General features: G+C 66.6%; 20 protein-coding genes, 1 tRNA gene and 3 pseudogenes. 11 read left to right on the forward strand and 13 right to left on the reverse strand.

The features are described 5' to 3' along the window. Positions 1-658 precede the first annotated feature (658 nt). Positions 659-1,093 (reverse strand): annotated as a pseudogene (locus I53_RS15780) (transposase); the annotation flags it as partial. Between I53_RS15780 and I53_RS33975 the strand changes: the two are divergent. The 8 genes and pseudogenes from I53_RS33975 (at position 1,051) to I53_RS35930 (ending at position 7,526) form a co-directional block, all read left to right on the forward strand. Next, positions 1,051-1,242, forward strand: coding sequence for a hypothetical protein (locus I53_RS33975; RefSeq protein WP_187294361.1), 192 nt, complete (start codon positions 1,051-1,053; stop codon positions 1,240-1,242). The pseudogene I53_RS15780 and the gene I53_RS33975 sit on opposite strands and share 43 nt — an antisense overlap. Further along, a complete protein-coding gene (locus tag I53_RS15790; RefSeq protein WP_251982335.1) occupies positions 1,242-1,799 on the forward strand; it encodes a DUF302 domain-containing protein in 558 nt (185 codons plus the stop codon). Before I53_RS33975 ends, I53_RS15790 begins: the two co-directional genes overlap by 1 nt. 85 nt (positions 1,800-1,884) lie before the next feature. After that, positions 1,885-2,841, forward strand: a complete 957-nt coding sequence (locus I53_RS15795) for a GlxA family transcriptional regulator (protein ID WP_043352351.1) — start codon at positions 1,885-1,887, stop codon at positions 2,839-2,841. 103 nt (positions 2,842-2,944) lie between these two features. Continuing rightward, on the forward strand, positions 2,945-3,391 hold the full coding sequence (locus tag I53_RS15800) for a (2Fe-2S)-binding protein (RefSeq protein ID WP_043352353.1): 447 nt from the start codon (positions 2,945-2,947) through the stop codon (positions 3,389-3,391). Between the two features lie 93 nt (positions 3,392-3,484). Continuing rightward, entirely contained in the window at positions 3,485-5,623 is a 2,139-nt protein-coding gene (locus I53_RS15805) for a xanthine dehydrogenase family protein molybdopterin-binding subunit (RefSeq protein WP_083936070.1), read from the forward strand. Between the two features lie 13 nt (positions 5,624-5,636). Then, on the forward strand, positions 5,637-6,431 hold the full coding sequence (locus tag I53_RS15810; protein WP_043352356.1) for an SDR family NAD(P)-dependent oxidoreductase: 795 nt from the start codon (positions 5,637-5,639) through the stop codon (positions 6,429-6,431). Between the two features lie 215 nt (positions 6,432-6,646). Beyond that, positions 6,647-7,123, forward strand: a pseudogene (locus I53_RS35925) (C4-dicarboxylate ABC transporter); the annotation flags it as partial. 142 nt (positions 7,124-7,265) lie between these two features. Further along, a complete protein-coding gene (locus tag I53_RS35930; protein WP_306307442.1) occupies positions 7,266-7,526 on the forward strand; it encodes a hypothetical protein in 261 nt (86 codons plus the stop codon). Between the two features lie 299 nt (positions 7,527-7,825). Here I53_RS35930 and I53_RS15820 read toward each other — a convergent pair whose 3' ends face one another. Further along, a complete protein-coding gene (locus I53_RS15820; protein ID WP_043352357.1) occupies positions 7,826-9,523 on the reverse strand; it encodes a methyl-accepting chemotaxis protein in 1,698 nt (565 codons plus the stop codon). Between the two features lie 606 nt (positions 9,524-10,129). On the opposite strand from I53_RS15820, the gene I53_RS15825 reads away from it, so the two are divergent. Further along, a complete protein-coding gene (locus I53_RS15825; protein WP_043352359.1) occupies positions 10,130-11,236 on the forward strand; it encodes a ring-opening amidohydrolase in 1,107 nt (368 codons plus the stop codon). A 181-nt stretch (positions 11,237-11,417) separates the two neighbouring features. Here the strand turns inward: I53_RS15825 and I53_RS36140 are convergent. Then, positions 11,418-11,498: pseudogene (locus I53_RS36140) on the reverse strand (arsenical resistance protein ArsH); the annotation flags it as partial. 182 nt (positions 11,499-11,680) lie between these two features. On the opposite strand from I53_RS36140, the gene I53_RS15830 reads away from it, so the two are divergent. Further along, entirely contained in the window at positions 11,681-12,394 is a 714-nt protein-coding gene (locus I53_RS15830) for a DUF6065 family protein (RefSeq protein ID WP_043352361.1), read from the forward strand. Positions 12,395-12,435: 41 nt separating this feature from the next. On the opposite strand, the gene I53_RS15835 is transcribed toward I53_RS15830, so the two are convergent. From I53_RS15835 to I53_RS15865, 7 genes are all read right to left on the reverse strand, one after another. Continuing rightward, positions 12,436-12,837, reverse strand: a complete 402-nt coding sequence (locus I53_RS15835) for a hypothetical protein (protein WP_043352364.1) — start codon at positions 12,835-12,837, stop codon at positions 12,436-12,438. Positions 12,838-13,174: 337 nt separating this feature from the next. Beyond that, positions 13,175-13,932 (reverse strand): IS5 family transposase gene (locus tag I53_RS31370; protein WP_106428182.1). Its coding sequence is split into 2 segments (ribosomal slippage): positions 13,175-13,617 and positions 13,617-13,932, totalling 759 coding nucleotides; the frame shifts between segments, so codons are not numbered across the junction. Positions 13,933-14,002: 70 nt separating this feature from the next. Further along, complete coding sequence (locus I53_RS15850; protein ID WP_003600567.1) at positions 14,003-14,185, reverse strand: DUF3606 domain-containing protein; 183 nt, start codon at positions 14,183-14,185, stop codon at positions 14,003-14,005. Between the two features lie 158 nt (positions 14,186-14,343). Then, entirely contained in the window at positions 14,344-14,523 is a 180-nt protein-coding gene (locus tag I53_RS15855) for a hypothetical protein (protein WP_043352371.1), read from the reverse strand. Beyond that, on the reverse strand, positions 14,520-14,777 hold the full coding sequence (locus tag I53_RS33265) for a hypothetical protein (RefSeq protein ID WP_059409650.1): 258 nt from the start codon (positions 14,775-14,777) through the stop codon (positions 14,520-14,522). The genes I53_RS15855 and I53_RS33265 overlap by 4 nt, the downstream gene beginning before the upstream one ends. A gap of 256 nt (positions 14,778-15,033) precedes the next feature. Then, positions 15,034-15,285 (reverse strand): hypothetical protein, encoded by a 252-nt coding sequence (locus I53_RS15860; RefSeq protein WP_043352373.1) that lies wholly within the window; start codon positions 15,283-15,285, stop codon positions 15,034-15,036. Between the two features lie 129 nt (positions 15,286-15,414). Then, positions 15,415-16,290 (reverse strand): ImmA/IrrE family metallo-endopeptidase, encoded by an 876-nt coding sequence (locus I53_RS15865; RefSeq protein ID WP_251982336.1) that lies wholly within the window; start codon positions 16,288-16,290, stop codon positions 15,415-15,417. Between the two features lie 456 nt (positions 16,291-16,746). On the opposite strand from I53_RS15865, the gene I53_RS15870 reads away from it, so the two are divergent. Further along, positions 16,747-17,319, forward strand: a complete 573-nt coding sequence (locus I53_RS15870) for a DUF1353 domain-containing protein (protein WP_187294360.1) — start codon at positions 16,747-16,749, stop codon at positions 17,317-17,319. A 226-nt stretch (positions 17,320-17,545) separates the two neighbouring features. On the opposite strand, the gene I53_RS15875 is transcribed toward I53_RS15870, so the two are convergent. From I53_RS15875 to lysA, 3 genes are all read right to left on the reverse strand, one after another. After that, a tRNA-Ser gene (locus tag I53_RS15875) sits at positions 17,546-17,637 on the reverse strand. Between the two features lie 12 nt (positions 17,638-17,649). Continuing rightward, positions 17,650-18,498: a glycosyltransferase family 2 protein gene (locus tag I53_RS15880; RefSeq protein WP_179697349.1), complete on the reverse strand. Its 849-nt coding sequence runs from the start codon at positions 18,496-18,498 to the stop codon at positions 17,650-17,652. Beyond that, positions 18,495-19,581 (reverse strand): diaminopimelate decarboxylase (gene lysA / locus I53_RS15885; protein ID WP_043352379.1); only part of this gene is annotated, 1,087 nt, incomplete at its 5' end. The genes I53_RS15880 and lysA, both read right to left, overlap by 4 nt.

Below are 19,581 nucleotides of genomic sequence, written 5' to 3' on the forward strand. Positions count from 1 at the left end.
CAATAATATTTGACTGGTGCCGGATGTGTCGCTGTCCGCTTCTTCGAATCGATCTATCGAAGATTATCCGATAGAATATCATCAAATTTATTTCGTATGATAATTTTTTATTGCTATAAGACGATTTTCGCAAGATGTATAGAGTTCCGCGATGGAGCGCGACGGTCGCATCTGGTCCTAGTAAACCTCGCGCACAGTCGAACGATCGCAAGGATGAACGCTTGAGTTAATCCGCTTTTATTGTATAGTTGAGACTATAATTGAATAATAACAGCGTTGTCGTGACGCTTTACCGGTGACTGGCTGTGGAAGATCACCGAAGGAGAGTTCATCCATCGTTATTTTGTTTATTCACAGGCTTGTTATAGAGCTGCCGTTTCTTCCTATTAATTCAATTTGCGACCGCTCAAATTCGTTAATTGTTGCGGGCGGCTGTAAGTGGATCAAAATTATTAAGCTTTCCCCGAAGTTCTCGTCCGTCCGAGCGCCGCAGATGGGGCTTCCCGCGACCGCGGAGCGTGCTGGTGAAGCTGACGGCGGCCGGCTGGATTTGCGAAGGCGCATGGCTTCAATTGGCGAATGGCCGCCGAGAAAAGCCGCGCTACTGGACGTGGTCGGCAGGATCGTTCCAGCGAGGATTTATACCAACTCTCACTGATCAGAACCCATGAGCCCAGGCCCGCAGGCCGATGGACATGATGCGCCAGGGCTGGTCCTTGAGCGTGTTCCAGGCGTCGCGGCACTGATCGAGGATGGCTTCGTATGACGCAAAGATCCGGTTGCCGAGCCAGTTCTCACGGATGAACTGCCAGAGGTTCTCGACCGGGTTCAGTTCGGGCGAGCGCGCTGGCAGCGGCAGCAGCGGGATATTGGCCGGCACGATGAGCTTCTGGGTCAGGTGCCAGCCAGCCCGATCGAGCAGCAGCACGGCGTGCGCACCGGCGGTGACGGCCCTGGCGATCTCGGCCAGATGCAGGTTCATCGCCTCGGTGGTACAGCGGGGCATGACGAGCCCGGCGGACGGTCCGCCGCCGCGGCGGCTTCGAAGCCGTGGTACGCGCGCTGATGGCGGAATCCGGCTTCGCGACCACCGAATCCCCGCGCACCGGCGATGTCGGCCTCGTCGCGCACCCGCGCGTCGGGCCGGCCTGCGCGATCCGCTGCCCGCTGGGCTGGGCGGCGAAGAGCCCCGCCGACCTCGCGCTCGGCCCCTGGCCGGCCCGCGTGGCCTGGCGCGTCTGATGCCGGCGGCGATCGGCGCCGCCCTGACCGGCGAGCTGGCGCTCGGCGCCACCGCGGAACTCGTCGTCGGCGACGCGGTCGTGACGGTCGGCACCGTGGCCCTGCAATACGGCGTCCAGGCCCTGCTCGGCTCCGACAAGCGGTCCGATCCGCCTTGGAGGCTTCGGTGCCCGTCATCGACCGCGATTACACCAAGTTCTTGCAAGCCGGGAAGGTGGATGAGGCGCGCGATCTCCTTGAACGGCAGACGCCTCTCTCGTTCTTCGGCTCTCGGGACCATTGGCGATGGGCTGCTCACCGCTGGGTTGAGCCGGGAGGCCGTCCAGTACGACATCGGCAATCCGCTGACGGCTGCGTCGATGACCCGGCACGCCCTCTCGGCCGCCTTGTACGCGCCGATCCGGGTACTTCTGCGTGAGGATGACGACGATAAGATTGCCTTCGAGTACGACCGTCCGGTCAGTACCCTCGGCCAGTTCGGGAATCCGCAGGTCGATGGCGTCGCCGGCAAACTGGATGAACTCCTCAGGCGCGTGCTCACTGCGGCTGCCGAATGAAGTCAGGCCCTTGTATGCGTCGCGGATCGGCCCAGCCTCGGCTTCCACGCGGCGCACGATGGGAAACAGTTGAAAGGTTTCCGCAATGGCTGGCGTCCGCCGCATCGGGCTCGTGCTCTGCCCGGATTTCGATTTCATGGGCTTGGCCGTGACCTCGCCCTTCGCCGTGGCCAATCGATACGTCGCCGACACGACCTACGACATCCACGTGCTGTCGGAGGCGGGCGGGCTCCTTCGCTCGGGGTCCGGCCCTGCCGTCGAGACCGAGCCGCTGAGCGAGCCGTCCGCCTTCGACACGATCATCGTCGCCGCGGGCATCAGCCTGCCCGAGCCGAGCCCAGATCTCGTCGCCTACCTGCGGGAGGCGGCCCGTTCCACGCGGCGCCTGGCGGGCCTGTGCCTCGGCGCCTTCGCCCTCGCCGATGCCGGGCTGCTGAGCGGGCGGCGCGCCACGACCCACTGGCGCTACGCGCCGCAGTTCCGCGCGCGCTACCCCGACTGCGCCCTCGACATTGACAAGATATACGTCGCGGACGGCAACCTCTGGACTTCCGCCGGCATGTCGGCGGGCATCGATCTCGCCGTCGCCATGGTCGAGCGCGACCACGGCCGGCAGGTGGCCCGCACCGTGGCGCGGGGCCTCGTCATGGAGCGCCGTCGCGCCGGGGGCCAGGCCCAGCACTCGGCCCTGCTCGATTTCGATGCGCCGAGCGACCGGATCCAGAGCGTCCTCGCCTATGCGCGCCAGAACCTGCGGCGTCCGCTGACGACCGAGGATCTCGCGGCGGTCGCCTGCCTCAGCCCACGCCAGTTCACCCGGGCCTTCCGGACCGAGACCGGCGTCTCGCCGGCCAAGGCCGTCGAGGCCATGCGCGTCGAGGCCGCCAAGCACATGCTGGAGCAGAGCCGCCTGCCCATCGAGCAGATCGCCGCCGCGGCCGGCTTCGCCAACCGCGAGCGGATGCGCCGGGCATTCCTGCGTGTCCAGGGCGACGTCCCGCGGGCGATCCGCCGGACTGCGGGTCCGCTCGCCGTCGTCTGACGCGGCGGCATGTCCGAAAACGAGGCAAATATGACGTAGTGGGTGCCGAGACCTCTGCTTAAGCATGGCCTTAGGGTCTAATTACTGTCGGGGAGTCGCGGTCATGGTGAGCCTGACGATTAACGGTCGCCACTATTCCGTCGACGCCGAGCCCGATACTCCGCTGCTTTTCGTCCTACGGGATACGCTCGGCCTGACCGGCACAAAATATGGCTGCGGCATCGCCCAATGCGGGGCCTGCACGGTCCATCTCGACGGACAGGCGACGCGATCCTGTCAGGTGCCTTTAGAGAGCGTCGGCACCCAGGCCGTCACGACCATCGAGGCAATCGAGCAGGACGACGTCGGCCGGAAGGTCGTGGAGGCCTGGGTCGCGTTGCAGGTGCCGCAATGCGGCTACTGCCAGTCCGGCCAAGTCATGGCCGCCACCGCCTTGCTGAAGCAGACCCCGCACCCGACTGACGGCGACATCACAGAGGCGATGACGAACCTCTGCCGCTGCGGCACCTACAACGCCATTGCCGCCGCCGTGCGGCAGGCCGCCGCCTGAGGAGTCCGCGATGCATCCGCTCCTCCGCCCGCAGCCCCCTCCCGCCGCCGAGTCCTCGCGGGGGCCGGCGCTGCCCTCGTCCTCAGTGCCCTCCTGCCCGCGCGAAGGACCCACGCCGAGGCGCAGGGCCCCGCCGAGGGGGCGGGTGCCCTCGCGCCGAAGCCGGGGACGCGGGTGGCCGCCTTCCTGGAGATCCATCCGGACGGCACCATCAAGCTGCTCAGCCCCTTCGTGGAGGGCGGCCAGGGCATCGCCACCGGCTTGGCGCAGATCGTCGGCGAGGAGCTCGACGTGCCGCCCTCCCGCTTCGTCGTGGAATGCGCGCCGCCCGGACCGGACTACGCCGTCGTCAACGGCATCCGCATGACCGGCGGCAGCTTCTCAACCCGGTCGAGCTACGAGACCATGCGCCGCCTCGGCGCGACCGCCCGCGACCTGATGATCCGCGCGGCCGCGGCCCGGCTCAAGGTGCAGGACGGCGAACTCACCACCCGCGACGGTGTGGTGCTTCACGCGGCAACGAGCCGCGTCCTCTCCTACGGCGACCTCGCCGCCGATGCCCTGAAGCTGAAGCCGAACGAATCCGTCCCCCTGCGCGACCCGGCGACCTTCCGCTACATCGGCCAGCCCGTCCCCCGCCTCGACGTGCGGGACAAGTCCACGGGCCGGGCGATCTACGCCATCGACCAGACAGTCGAGGGCATGCTCTACGCCGCCGTGCAGCACGCGCCGCGCCTCGGCACGGAGCCGATGAGTCTCGCGAACGAGGCCGAAATCCGAGCCATGCCAGGCGTCCATTCGGTGCACCGCGTGCCCGGCGCCGTGGCGGTCGCCGCCGACAGCTGGTGGCGGGCGCGCAAGGCGGTCGAGGCGCTGAAGGTCGAATGGTCGGCCGCCAAGCCCAGCGGCATCGACACGGTCGCTGCGGATTTCTCGTCCGACGGCATGCTCGCGGCCCTCAAGGCCTCGGCGGATCCGGGCCACATGGCCGAGGAAGAGGGCGACGTGGCCGGCGCCTTCGCCAAGGCCGCCAAGGTGGTGGAGGCGGAGTACGAAGCCCCCTACCTCGCCCACGCGCAGCTCGAACCGCCCTCGGCGATCGCGCGCTTCGACCGTGACGGAACCCTCGATGTCTGGCTTCCGAACCAGATGCCGGAGGTGTTCCAGGCCGTGTCGGCGAAGGTCGCCGGGCTGCAGCCGGCCCAGGTCCGCATCCACTCGCCGATGCTCGGCGGCTTCTTCGGCCGGCACTTCACCTACGACGCCGGCAACCCGTTCCCGCAGGCGATCCTGCTCGCCAGGGCTACCGGCCGCCCCGTGAAGGTGCTGTGGTCGCGCGAGGAGGAATTCAGCCGCGACGCCGTGCGCCCCCTGAGCTTCAGCCGCTTCCGCGCGGCCCTCGACGCCTCGGGCCAGCCGACGGCGATCGAGGCGCGCACGGTCGGGGAAGGCCCGATCGGCCGCTACTTCGGCATGATGATGCAGACGCCCGTCGACCCGTCGGCGGTCGAGGGCATCGTCGAGAAGCCCTACGCCGTGCCCAACCGGCGCATGACTTTCACGAAGGTCGCCCATCCGGTCAACATCGCGTTCTGGCGCTCGGTCGGGCACTCGATGAACGATGCGTTCTACGAGAGCTTCCTGGACAAGGTCGCCCAGGCCGGCGGCCAGGATCCGTTCGCCCTGCGCATGGCGCTCCTCCAGGGCAGCGCCCGGCACCGCACCCTCCTCTCGACGGTGGCCGAGATGTCCGGCGGCTGGCAGCGCGGGCCCTACCGCGCGGAGGGCGGGATGCGCGCCCGCGGCCTCGCCATGGCCTCGCCCTTCGGATCGGAGACGGCGACCATCGCGGAGGTGTCAGTGGAGGGCGGCGAAGCCCGCGTCCACAACCTCTGGATCGCCTTCGACCCCGGCAGCATCGTGAACCCGGCCATCGTCAAGGCGCAGGTGGAATCGGCGGCGGCGCTCGGCCTGTCCTCGGTGCTGTTCGAGCAGATCGTCTACCGGGACGGCGTGCGGCAATCGCAGAACTACGACACCTATCCTGTCCTGCGGCGGGAGCACATGCCGAAAGTCCATGTGCGCATCGTCGAGAGCGGCGCGCCGATGGGCGGGGTCGGTGAACCGGGCCTTCCGGGCGTGCCGCCCGCCGTGCTCAACGCCATCGCGGCGCTCACCGGGCAGCGGATCCGCGCGCTGCCGGTCGCCAACAGCAAGCTCACCGCTGCCTGACGAGGTTTTGACCATGACACCGCACACAGGCACGGCCCTCGTCACGGGCGCATCGTCGGGGATCGGCGCGACCTATGCCGATCAATTGGCCGCCAGAGGCCACGACCTCGTCCTCGTTGCCCGTGACGCCGCCCGCCTGCGGGCGGCGGCCGAGCGCATCGGGCAGGCGACCGGCGTGGCCGTCGAGGTCCTGCCCGCCGACCTGACGCGACCAGCGGACCTCGCAACGGTCCGGGATCGCGTCGCCACGGACGCGCGCCTCGCGCTCCTCGTGAACTGCGCCGGGCTCGGGCCTCTCGGGCCGTCGCTCGACAGTCCTGCGGATCTCTACGACGGGATGCTCGACCTCAACGTCCGGGCCTTGCAGACCTTGACCTTCGCGGCGGCGAAGGCCTTCGCAGACCGCGGTAGGGGCGCCATCGTCAACGTTTCCTCGGTCGTGGCCCTCATCCCGGAGCGCTTCAACGCCGGCTACGCCGCCCAGAAGGCCTTCGTGCTCGCCCTGACGCAGGGGCTCGCGGCCGAGATCGGCGGCAAAGGCGTGCAGCTCCAGGCAGTGCTGCCCGGCGTCACCCGCACCGAGTTCTTCGACAGGGCAGGCGCGGATATCGGGCAGATCCCCGCGGAGATGATCATGGAAGCCCGCGACCTCGTGGCGGCGGCCCTTGCCGGGCTCGACGCGGGCGAGGTTGTGACGATACCCTCTCTGCCGGATCCTGCCGATTGGCAGGCCTTCGAGGCCGCCCGGTTCCATCTCGGCCCGAACCTGTCTCGCCGTGCGCCAGCCGCCCGATACGGTTTCGGCTGACAGCACTGGCCTACGGGGCCTGCGTGGAGGACGAACGTTCGATGCTGCAGGTTGTCTTGGAAGAGCAGAGCGCGTCGGACTCCGAAGCCACCCTGATCGCCCATCGTCCGCCGGAGCGACCGAAGGGTCCGGGCGGCTGGCGGCAGGTGGAGGCCCTGCCCATCGGCCTGTTTGCGGCGGTGATGGGCCTGACCGGCCTGAGTGTCGCTTGGACGATGGCGCATACCCGGTACGGCGTCCCCCTCTGGCTCGGCAAGTCCATCGGGCTGATGGCCTGCGCCGCTTTTGTCGCCCTCGCGGCGGGCTACGGCACCAAGGCTGTCATCGCGGCCCCGGCGGTGAAGGCCGAATTCCGCCATCCCATCGCGGGCAACCTGTTCGGCACACCGCTGATCAGCCTGCTCCTCCTGCCGATCCCCCTGGCGCCCTTGAGCCTCACCCTCGCGCGCCTGCTCTGGATCGTGGGTGCCCTCGGCATGACCCTCTTCGCGTGGTGGGTCGTGACTCGATGGCTGAGCGACCGGCAGCAGACCGCGCATGCGACGCCGGCCTGGATTGTGCCGGTCGTCGGCCTCCTCGACGTGCCCCTTGCCCTTCCGGTTCTGGGCCTGCCGCCGATGCCGGGCGTGATGGTGTTCTCACTGGCCGTGGGACTGTTCTTCGCCGTGCCCCTGTTCACGTTGATCCTGTCCCGCCTGCTGTTCGAGCCCCCGCTCCCTGCCGCCTTGCAGCCGTCGCTCCTGATCCTCGTGCGCCTTCGCGGTGGGGTTCTCGGCATATGTGGCCACGACGGGAACGGTGGATCTCTTTGCGGAGGCGCTCTTCGCGGTCGCCGTGTCCTCCCTCGCCGTTCTGCTGCCGAAGCTTGCCCGCTTCGGGCGGAGCTGCCCCTTCCGCGTGTCGTGGTGGGGCGTGAGCTTCCCCCTCGCCGCAGCATCCGTCGCGACCTTGCGGGTCGCGACGGCGCAACCGGGCGCGGCGATCGACATCTTCGCTGTCGGCCTGCTCACGCTCGCAACGGCGGTGATCGGATGGCTGCTCGCCCGGACCCTCGTCGGACTCGCCCGCGGGGAGCTGCGCACGCTGGCGCAATGACCGGCGAGGGCGACAGGTCTCGGCTCACCCGCGACGAAGAGTTTGAACGTCCACATTTGAGAGGCTGCGAGAGCTGGCTGTGTGGCCGCAGAGGGTGCGTCACTGCCCGCTTAGAGGCGGAACTAGCGTTCGGTTACAGGAGCCGCACAAACGCTCTTAAAGGACTGCGTTGGGTTGCTTCCGGAACGGCGGCTTGGGGTGGATTAAAGACTGTCCGCTTCTGCGATCGAGATATGCAGAAGCGGACGCCGCAGTGATCATCGATGTCCTGTCATGGTCGCGGGACGGGGCAGCTCAGATCAAGCTGCTCGCACAGAGGCGAGGAAGCGACCGACCTCTCCGGTGAGATGCTCCGATTGACGCGATAGCTCTGTTGCTGCCGCGAGAACCTGGGATGCTGCGGCTCCGGTTTCCTCGGAGGCCTGTGCGACGCCGACGATATTGCTCGTCACTTCTCCGGCACCGAGGGCCGCCTGGCTGACGTTGCGCACGATCTCCTGCGTGGCGGCACCTTGCTGCTCGACCGCGGCCGCGATGCTGGTGGTCACTGCATCGATCTCTCGGATCTGGCCGGTGATGCCACCGATGGCCATCACGGCCTGATGCGTGACGCCTTGCACCTCGGCAATCTGACGCGCGATTTCGTCGGTCGCTTTGCCCGTCTGTTCAGCGAGTGCCTTCACCTCCGAGGCCACCACTGCGAAGCCGCGTCCCGCCGCCCCAGCACGTGCCGCTTCGATCGTAGCATTCAAGGCCAGCAGGTTGGTCTGCCCCGCGATGCCCGAGATCATCCCGACCATGTCACCGATGCGGGCGGAGGTCTGGCTGAGGGCCTGCACGAGAGTGGCTGTGTCATTTGCCGCGACGACGGCTTGTTGTGCCAAGCGTGCCGAGCCGGTGACCTGCCGGCCGATCTCTTGGACGGAAGAGCCGAGCTCTTCTGCGGCGGCTGCAACCGTGTTGACGTTCGCGGCGGCTTCCTCAGCGGCAGCCGCGACCGTCGTGGATTGGCCGGCAGTCTCAGTCGCGGTGGCAGTCATGGTGTTGGCGGTCGCCTGCAGCTCTGTAGCCGACGATGAAACGCCACCGACGATGCCGCCCACCGCACGCTCGAAACCGTCCGCGAGTTCGATCATGGTGCGACGGCGCTCCTGTGCAGCGGCTTCGTCGGCGCGGCGCTTGACCTCAGCCTCCTCGGCGGCCTTGCGGGCGACCATGGCCTTGATGCCTTCGACGGCCTTGCCGACGGTGCCGATCTCGTCGCCGCGAGTGGCCTCCTTAATCTCCGAGTCGATCTCACCCTGCGCCATGCGCTGAAGAACGGAAACGAGGTTGGCGAGCGGACGGGTGATACCCTGAAACACGATCACGCCGAGCAGGCCAAATGCGATCAGCAGACCAATAACTGCCCCGATCGTCAGGATCGAACTCGCCCCATGCGCAGTCTCAGCTGCGTTAAGCTTTGCGGCCTCGAGATCGCGAAGGTTGGTCTCCACCCGCTTGACCACGGCATCGACAATCTTCATCCGAGCCGGCCGAACATCGCGGTTCGAGATCTCGGACGCCGCTTCGGCTTGGTTCTTGAGGCCGAGGGCGACGGAGCGATCCGCTGCAGCAAAAAACCCGAGAAGGGTCGCCTTGATGCCCTCGTTCGTTGTCTTGCGTGCCTCGGTGTCCGCCTTGGCGATGAGCCAATCGATTGCGGTCAGGGCGCGCTCCTTGCTGGCCTTGAAGTGCTCGAGGTGCGCTGCCATCGCGACGGGATCGGTCTCGATAATAATATTTTTCTCCCGAATGGTCGCCTCGCTGACGGCGTTCTCCAGACGCAGAGCATTGATGGCACGCATCGCCTGCACGTCGACGATTTCCTGCGTGCTGGCGTCGAGTGCGCTAAGGTTGGCACGCGCTACGAGAACGACGCCTCCTGCGACGATCGCTAGGATCAAGGCTGGTATGGCAAGTTTGAGAAGAATGCCGATGTTGCGCAGGCGGACCATGATCAGAGTCACCAAGTATGGACGACGGACATCGTGAACATTTGGCTTTATGCACTGATATATCTTAACAAAAATTATTATCCCACAGCGAATGCCGCTCGAAGCTCGAAGTATGCTTGGATACGTTTAGTAGATCGACATAATCCCTCGGCGATGAAAATTTCGCCGATTAGCGATAGATATGCCGCGGCAACTCCTCGCTCGAACCTGCCGCATCTCCCGAGACAATAGTGTGTATGTGATGAACGCCATCACCCGTTCTGCGACTGTAATGGCGTCTGGAATGTCTGCTTGAGGGAAAGCAATCCGTATCGCTTTATGTCCGGGCTGGGTCGCTTCCGGAACGGCGGCATGGAGTGGTCTCGAGACGGTCTGCTTCTACTGCAGATCGGGCCAATGTGCTGGTTCGGAGTCGGGAGCCGATCGACGAATTGCTCCTCCCGCGCGGTAGAAGGCTCAGGGACTCTCCGAAGATGGTCCGGTCTGTGCTTGCCCCTGCTGGCCACCCGATCGTGTCGGTCCCTGTCGTCGCTGGGCGCGCGGCCGGACGATGGGTTTGCCCCCAATGGAAGGGCGGCGCCCCTTCTTACTCCACCCCGGTTCCCCATGCCCGAGTGCCTCGTCTTCCGCGTGCCCGCGCAGCATCCCGCCGACGTCTCCCAGGTGATGGGCCTCGTCGCTTCCGGGGCGGTGGAGGTGACCGAGATCGTCGCGATCTTCGGCAAGACCGAGGGCAACGGCTGCGTGAATGACTTCACCCGGCAGCTTGCGGTGATGGCCCTGGAGACAGCACTCGCCACCGCCCTCGGCTGCACGGCGGCGGAGGTCGGAGCGCGGATCGCCCTCGTCATGTCCGGCGGCACCGAAGGCGGGCTGTCGCCGCACTTCCTCGTCCTCGCCCGGCGTGACGGCCCCGCGGTGCCGGTGGGCAAGGCGCTCGCCATCGGCACGGCCTTCACCCAGGAGTTCCGGGCGGAGGAGATCGGCCGGATGGCGCAGGTCGAGGCGACTGCGGCGGCGGTCGGCCGGGCCATGGCAGAGTCGGGGCTCACCGATCCCGCCGACGTGCATTTCGTGCAGGTGAAGTGCCCGCTCCTGACGAGCGCTCGGATCGCCGAGGCGGCCGCCCGGGGCCACGGCGTGGCCACACACGACACCTACGCCTCGATGGGCTTATCCCGCGGCGCCTCGGCGCTCGGCATCGCCCTCGCCCTCGGGGAGGTCGACCGCGAACATCTTACGGATTCCGCCATCGGTACCCGACGCGATCTTTTCTCCGGCCGCGCCAGCTGCTCGGCGGGGATCGAGCTGATGCGCAACGAGATCATCGTGCTCGGCAACTCCCAGGGCTGGACAGGCCCGCTCGCCATCGCCCACCGGGTCATGGACGACGGCATCGACCTGCCCGCGATTCGGGGGGTGCTCACCGACCTCGGCTTCCTGGAAGCGGGGCAGTTGCCGCCTCATGACTCGGAGCGCGTGATCGCCCTGCTCGCCAAAGCCGAGCCCTCCCATGACGGCCTGATCCGGGGACGGCGCCACATCATGAACGACGACAGCGATATCAACGCCACCCGGCACGCCCGCGCCTTGGTCGGCGGCGTGGCCGCTGCGGCGATCGGCCGGACGGACCTGTTCGTCTCCGGCGGCGCTGAGCATCAGGGGCCGGATGGCGGCGGGCCGGTAGCGGTCATCGCCTGCGTGAGGGACTGAAGCCGTGCGCGGGGCCGCAGAAGTGCGTCCGCTTTGCTGAGGGCCACGCCCCAAAGCAAGCTGGTAGCGCTCGGCCAGCTCCCGCGGCGCCAACGCGCCTCCGACTGCCTCCGATGGCTGGATACCTGCTAGTCCGCTTTTGGACAGTTCGTGCATACAAGCGGGCCTTCCTGGCAGGCTACGCATCGGCGACCTCGAAGCTCTGCGAGCCGCCCGAGACCTGCATCACGACCGGCGTCCGCCCCTGCGTCGGCCGCACCGAACTCCCAGGGCCACTTCCGTTTCGACCCAAGTGCGGGAGCGCGTCTGACATTGAAGGTCTTCAGCGTCGTGGCGGCGCGGTTTGTCGGCAAAGCCAGCGTGCGATCACATGGTGGTGCTTCACGCCGAACCGTACCTCCGATCCCCCTATCTTCATGGGCGACATCGAAGGGACGGTCGAGAATGCGACAGGTGAAAGTCAGGCTGATGGAGTCGGGTCTGCGCCCCCGGCGGACGCGCTTGGAAATCCCCGGTTGGGCGGGCGATCCCGAGCCCCGCACGAACGGTTCGCAGGAATATGCCTGGCACTGCATCCCCTTTTCGGAGGCGGCCAAGGGCGGGATCGAGCTGTTCTACCCCTACGACAGCGAGCTGCGCGTGAGCACTCGGGACGGAAAGCTGGTCTTCGAGGGAGCGTTCGCCGAGCCCGGCGAACCAGGGCCGCAAGGGCCGCCGTTCCGGAGCTTCGGCGACGCCTACTACACCTACCAGATCCTCATCGACCTAAAGGTGGATGAAGGTTGGGCGATCAAGACCGAGACCCACCCTCGCTTCTACACCGACCGGACCGGAACCGTGCCGGTCGCGGTACCGGCCCTGATCCGGCACTGGTGGCCGATGATGTACTTCATGGTGTTCAAGGCCCCGGACGAGGGCCGCACCCACGTGTTCCGGAAAGACGAGCCGTTCATGCAGGTCACCGTCGTCCCGGCCGAGGCCGACTTCGAGCTTGTGCCCATGTCCGAGGAAGAGGCGGCCGAGCGCGAACTCCAATCGCGGCGCATCTACGCCAGCCGCGAGACGCTGGCGGCGGACTCGCAGTGGACCTCGGCGACCCACACCGTCTTCGACGGAACCTACCGGCGCATCCTGGGTGCCGCCAAGAGCCAGCGGTGAGGCCGGACGGGGTGGGAACCAGCCACCCCGCCGCAGCCGGCTCAGTACCCGTACGGCACGTAGTAGCCGTGGTGATGATGGTGATGATGGTGATGATGGTGATGGTGGTGGTACCGCCGGTAGTACCGGTGGTGATGATGGTGATGGTGATAGAACGGCGGGTAGAAGCCGTGATGATGGTGATGATGATGATAGTAGTATTGCGCCTGCTGGACCGTGGCCTCGCCCTTGGAGGCTGCCGGTAGCAGTTCGGCTTTCGCCGCGGCCTCGTCCGCCTCCTTGAGGAGCGCAACCGCGTTGGGGATGGGCTTGAGCAGGTCGGCGTAGCTCTCGGCCTGCATAGCCGCAGTCAGCCTGGTCTCGGCGGGCATCGCGGCCTGCGCCGGGTCGGCGGCCGCGAGCAGGGTGACGGCCCCGATCAGGCCAGCGACTGTCTTGTCCATCGACGGAATCCTTCCTTGCACGGCGCGGCCCGCCCCCGAAGAAGCGCGGACGGAAGCGCCGCCGGAAACACCACCCGCCATAAAGCCGTTCCGGCTTGCCCAGCGCTCGGCAATCACTTCTCCGGCATGAGCATCCAAGTGTATGCTGCCACTCGCTATTGCCGACGTAGATCTTTGGTGAAATGAAATTTCGTGGATTTTCTTCGCGTCCTCAGTTGCTGCATCTGGCGCGACTACGGCATTGAGTCGTTGGCGTAACCCAGCGGCGCGTGCATGCCGCTTTTCGAGATGACGGCGATGACGGGACGCTGGCCGTGGGCCTAGCTCGGTCGTGGACTCATAAAGTCCGCAGCCAGACCCGCAGGGCTGCGAGCTTGACGCTGGCGAGGAAGTTGTCGGGGTCGTTGTTGTAGCGGGTGGCGACGGCGCGGAAGTGCTTGATCTTGCTGAAGAAGCGCTCGACTGAGTTGCGGTACTCGTGCGGGAACGGGCTGAACGCCAGGACCTGCTGACGGTTGGGCATCGGCTTCACGTTTGCCCACGCGCCCTGCTCCGCCATCCGGGTGCGTAGCGCGTCCCTGTCGTAGGCCCGGTCACCCAACAGGATCTGAGCTGCACCCAACCCGCCCAGCATGTCGGCCGCCGCGCGTCCGTCATGCGCTTGGCCTTCCGTGATCTTGAGCACCACCGGACGGCCCTCGGCATCCACCAGCGCGTGGATCTTGCTCGTCAGGCCGCCGCGCGAGCGACCCATGCCACCGGATCGGCCGTCTTTTTTGGGGCGCAGGCAGCGTGCTGGTGCACCCGCACGCTGGTGGCGTCGATCATCTGCAGGTCGCCCTCGTAAGCCTCTGACACGGAATCCAGAAGCGGACCCCAGATGCCGCGCTTGCGCCAGCGCCGGAAGCGGTTGCCGCAGGTCGTATGCGGGCCGTAGCGCGCCGGAATGTCGGCCCAGGGCGCGCCCGTGCGCAGCCGCCAGACGATCCCGTCCAGCACCCGCCGGTCATCCACGCGCTCCTTGCCGCGCACGTCCGTCGGCAACAGCGGCTCGATCACCGCCCACTCCGCATCCGTCAGATCAAACCGCGCCATCCACGCCTCTCCTGCTCAGAGGGCTAACGATGGCGCGGCTCAACCGTGCCAGCCATTATGGGTTCGCGACCTAACGCTTCTTGCCCAGCTCGGCCGCGATGTCCTTGGTCATTCGCCCGACTTTGCGATGCGCGGCCGTAAGCTGGTCCTGCGTGACACCCCAGCGCTTCATCCAGAACTCGACAGCCTTGCGTTCCGACAGATCGAGGCGGTCCTTGTCGATGAAGCCACGCTTGTCCTTGAGGCCGGCCATGGGGATCCTGTTGGGTTGAAGACCTGCGGTCTGTGAAGAATCTCACGACGGACTGGCGAAGCATGAGCGCGAGGCGTCGCAAGCTAAGCTCTTCGCATTCGTGAAATCAGAAATAGTAAAAATTTATACGATAACTGCTTGTCAGGCGAATAGAGCGGCTAATCTCCGGGCACTTTCTGCTCGGCTTGATATTTGAGCCACATCGCACGATCAACTTCGGCGCGCTTGATACGGTCGGACTCTTTCTCATGCGTCAGCCACAGGACAACGCCGACCATCGTCGCTAGGACGAGCGGGCCGAGGAAAAGAACAACCATCTGTGCGAGCGTCAGGCTCACGCGCGCAGGGCTCCGAGCAGGCGTCTGGCCACCAGATGTAGTATGCCTGCCAGGAGACTCCAACTAACCAAGAGAGCGCTAGCTGTCAGCGCGCTGGCGGTGCCCGAGAAAATCGCCACTGACGGAGAGATACCGCCGACAGCCACGGAAGCGACTGCGACGCCGTTGACCCACATCGCTGTCAGCTTCGCCCGCTCATTGCGGATCAGCTTGGCGTCGTCGGGGCTCAGTGGCGGGATTTCGGTATCGGCCATGACACGGGGCAGCTCGGAGCAACCGAGGGGTTGAATAGAGGCTCGATCCGTGAGGTTATTTAGAACAAATCAGGAACAAAATCCAGGGTCGATCTCGCCTTATCGCGCGCTTTGGCGCCACCATCCCCAATATACGAGAGCCCGGATTTCGGCGGTTATCGGCAGCGAAGGCGGCCCCGATGATGAGCGTGCCCGCTTCTCGGATGGGGTCGGCCAGCGGCTTCTAAGCGCGCAATTTGCGCTCAGATGCCGGTAGCTAGGCCAAGCCCAGCTTCACGTGCGCCTCGGCGGGCGTCATCTGCCGAATGGCTTCCTCGGAAAAGCCAAGCTCACGAAGCGCCGCCCGCTGCCGGTTCGTGATCATCAGCGACAAGGCAGGAGACGTTTCAGGCGCGGTGCCCGTAGTGTTCAGCTCGGTGTCCTCGGCGCGGCCGACACGGTCGAGGAACGTTTCCTTTGCCGCAGCCTGATCCAGGCTCAGCCGAAGGTCGTCATCAGTTCCCGCCATTCCCGGCCCTCATTGCTTCTCTGCCGGCCTAAGGTGTGCGTCGGATCAGCAAGGGGACGACGGTACAGCCCGCTCTGACGAAGCAGCAGGCTGGGGCCGTCAGGGCTGTTCCGTCAGGGCGGATCTCGCCTACCGTCGCCCCGAGTGGAAGCGGTGACGCCAGCCCTCATTGAGCCTGCGCTCCTCAGCGCTCTCCTCCGGGACAGCGTCCAGACGCAGCAGGATCATCGCAAAGCCGTTCTTCTGAAAGTACACCTGCTCATAGAGGTCCGGAGCGTGGAGGTCGCGCTTCACATCGATCCAAAGATCGGCACTGCACGCGACGGTGTCGCTCGCGATATTCGGCTGGTTCGGACTGCTGTGATAGAGCGAGCCTGTCGGAACCGGGTTGCCGGCCGCGTGGATGATGGTCGGAAAGGAGAGGCTACGGTAGCATCGCTGCACCCGGCCGTTGCCCGCCACGACGATGGCAATGCGCTCAGGATGGTACTGCACGTAGGCCCGAGCCGCCGCCTCCTTTCTGACCGCGAAGTCGCGCGCGAGCACAAGAACGTGTTGCAGATCGGGCTCGCGAAAGGCCGCCATGGCTCCCCGCAGGAGGTGCGGAGGCATCAGTATGAGAGTGGCGAAGCGGTTGGCCTCCACCTCCCTGCGCTGCCGCTGATCGCCCTCCTTCGCTGTGACGCAGAGCAGGTCAGAATTCTTGCACAGGAACCGGCCGGGCTGATCCGGGACGTGGTGCGCCATGAGGAAGTGGCCGAGTTCGTGCGCGATGGTGAAGCGGCGACGCGGTTCGCCCACGCGCTTGGCGAGGATGGTGCCATCAGACCGCTTCGCGTCGGTAACGAGGCCGCCCTCGAACTCGTCGATGTCGATGTCTTCGATCCGGCGGATGCCGAGTCGCGCGCAGAGCTCTTGGATCGGCACCGGCACCGGAAGGTTCGGCTCGGCCTGTAGGATGCGTTTGACGAGCGCCTCCGGCGAGCCCGCGTCCACGAGATCCATCCTGCTGACCGACATCCGCGCAGCCCCTTTCCGCCCCTGAGCGGATCCATCGGGCCGCCCCGCGCCCGCGATCCCAAGATCGGACTGTGGAGAGTTTGTGCGGGCGGTAACTCAACTGCGCCATCGCGAGCGAGGGCCATACTGACGCGGCTCGGCGGCCCCGAGATCCCAACGGCATCAGTGAGGCTGAGATTGATCCTCGGCACCGATGTGCGCGACCGCCAACTCAATCAACGCCACCTCCTGGGTCGGTTCATCACCGGTCATAGAATGCTTGCTCGCTAAGGCTGAATGCGAGCGCGTGCCCTATCTGAGGGATGCGTCCCCACGCTCGTTATGGTCAAGCTTGCGACAAACGGGGGATGAGCAGTGACCGAAGGGCCAAGTACCAGAGCCCCCGAGCGGGCTCGCCAATCCGATCTCGCGCGTTTCCTTCTCCGCAGCGTGGCAGTCAGCTTGAGCGTGGCTGCGCTGGCGGCCTGCGCGACTCTTGCCCAACCGGGGCCGGGCGGACGGCTGAAGGGTAAGCTCATCGTGGAATGGAAGGGTGAGAACCGGTTCGCCTACCTCCCGGACCCGAAGGACCCGCTCACCTTCGTGACGACCGACAACCGAGCCATCATCCCGCAGCCAATGTACACCGATGGCGGCTCGATCCCGCCTATCCTCCAACCCATCCCTGGCTTCTCACCCTGGGGGTATGGGCCGGCCTACATCGTTCACGACTGGCTGTTCGAGCAGCACCGCTGCGGCTATCCCGGCGCGGACCAGATCAGCTTCGACGACTCTGCGCGCATTCTGGGCGAGGTCATCGACACGCTGATGCGCGAGGGCATGGTTCCGCAGAATCCGGAGGCTCGCGGGCTGATCGAGGCAGGGGTGCGGACACCCTTCGCGCGCCGGTTGTGGGACGCACCTCCAAGCGGGACAAACTGTCAGACGCCGGCCGTGGCGAGCCTGCGCCGGGCCACTCCCGAGGGGCCGACCGTTGTCCAGATCGACTTCTCACGCCCGCGACGGTTCCGCTAGGCTCTGAACCGGATCAGCGTGGCCGCCACGTGCCGGCTCTCGAACCTCCTGCACGCCACATCCCCCTACCGAGGTGGGGCATCAGCCCTTCCGCGCGCGCGGCTACGGTCCTTCAACATCCGAAATAGGCCGGTACAAGCCGATGCGAAATATGGGGCGCAACGTGGGCTGACAACTTCAGCCCTTCCGATTTCGAAAATTAAAACAGCAACTTAAGCCACATAGGTGGCGGAGACGGAGGGATTCGAACCCTCGATACCCATTTCTGGGTATGCTCATTTAGCAAACGAGTGCCTTCAGCCGCTCGGCCACGTCTCCGGCGCTCTGGCTCTAGAAGGTCGGATCCGGCGGGTCAACCCGATCCTGGCGGGCGGCGGCCACGCGGCGGCGCTCGACATGCTTCGCGACGCGCAGATGCCGCGAGATCGCGTAGTTCATCGCCGTCAGGAAGCCGTAGGTGCCGCGCACGAAGTGGCGGCGCCCGAGATAGGCCTTCAGGAAGTTGCCCGGCAGTTCCACGAACACCCGCCAGGTCGGGATCACCACGCCCCGCGTCTCCAAGTCCTCCGCCTGCTGGTCGGAGTAGCGATTCAGCTTGTCGAGCTGGTCGCCGAGCGAGCGCACCGAGAAATGATGGATCACGCCCCTGAGCCGCCCCGGCGTGACGCCGGGTTCCAGCGCCACCCGGTCGTGCACCGGCGAGGCGGCGTAACGGCCCCGGTCCTTCCTGTAGAGCCGGACCGGCGTCAGGGTGTAGGCGAGCGGGTGCGGGCGGCCCTCGCCGGGAAAGATCTCCGCGATGCCGATCCGCCACGCCGGCCGGCGCGGCTCGCCCGCGGCCCAGAGGGCCCGGATCTCCCGGACGAGATCCTCCGGCACCACCTCGTCGGCGTCGAGGTTCAGGAGCCAGACATGCCGGCACTGCTCCTCGGCGAACCGCTTCTGCGGGCCGTAGCCCGGCCAGGGATTGTGGATCACCCGCGCGCCGAGCGCGGCCGCCAGCGCCTGCGTGCCGTCGGTGGAGCCCGAATCGACCACCACGAGGTCGTCGGTCAGGCCCCGCACCGCCCGGATCGTCGCGCCGATCCGGTCCACCTCGTTGTGGGCGATGATGAAGACCGACAGCGGCAGCCGCCGGTCGGCCGCGGCGGCCGACGGGGACGCGGGCGCGCCGCTCACGCCAGCCAGTCCGGCACCCGGTCGAGGGCGATCAGCGCGTCGACGTCGAGGCGCGGTCGCACCACGGCCGCCCGGTCCCCCCGCACCAGAACCTCCGGCACCAGGGGCCGCGTGTTGTAGGTGCAGGACTGCACCGCCCCGTAGGCGCCGGCGCTCATCACGGCGATCAGGTCGCCCGCCGCCACCGCCGGCATGTCGCGGTTGAGAGCGAGATAGTCGCCGCTCTCGCAGACCGGACCCACCACGTCGGCGACGAGGCGCGGCGTCCCGGAGCTTGGCTCGAGGACCGGCCGCAGGGCGTGATAGGCCTCGTACAGGGTCGGGCGGATCAGGTCGTTCATCGCCGCGTCGACGATCACGAAGGTGCGCCCCTCGCTGTGCTTCACGTAGAGCACCCGCGTCACCAGGATCCCGGCATTGCCGACGATCATCCGGCCGATCTCGAAGACCGGCCGCAGGCCGAGCGGGGCGAAATGCGGCCGCAGGGTCGCCGCCAGGGCGGCCGGATCCGGCGGCGGCGCGTTGTCGTCGCGATAGGGGATCCCGAGACCGCCGCCGAAATCGATGTGGCGCAGGGGATGGCCGGCCGCCATGAGCGTCCGGGCGAGGTCCGCCAGCAGCCGGGCCGCGTCGGCGAAGGGCGCCAGATCGGTGATCTGGCTGCCGATATGCATGTCGACGCCGTGCACCGCGATCCCCGGCAGGGCGGCGGCAGTGGCGTAGACCGCCGGCGCCCGGGTGATCGGGATGCCGAACTTGTTCTCGTACTTGCCGGTGGAGATCTTGGCGTGCGTGCCGGCATCCACGTCGGGGTTCACCCGGATCGAGACCGGGGCCTTGAGGCCGAGGCCCACGGCCACGTCGGACAGGACCGCGAGTTCCGGCTCGCTCTCGACATTGAAGCAGAAGATGCCGGCCTTGAGCGCGGCCTCCATCTCGGCGCGCGTCTTGCCGACGCCGGAGAACACGATCTTGCCGGGATCCACCCCGGCCGCCAGCGCCCGCTGCAGCTCGCCCCCCGAGACGATGTCCATCCCGGCGCCCTGGGAAGCGAGGGTGCGCAGGACGGCCTGGTTCGAATCG

It is taken from the genome of Methylobacterium sp. B1, from assembly GCF_000333255.1.
GTDB classification, from domain to species: Bacteria; Pseudomonadota; Alphaproteobacteria; order Rhizobiales; family Beijerinckiaceae; genus Methylobacterium; species Methylobacterium fujisawaense.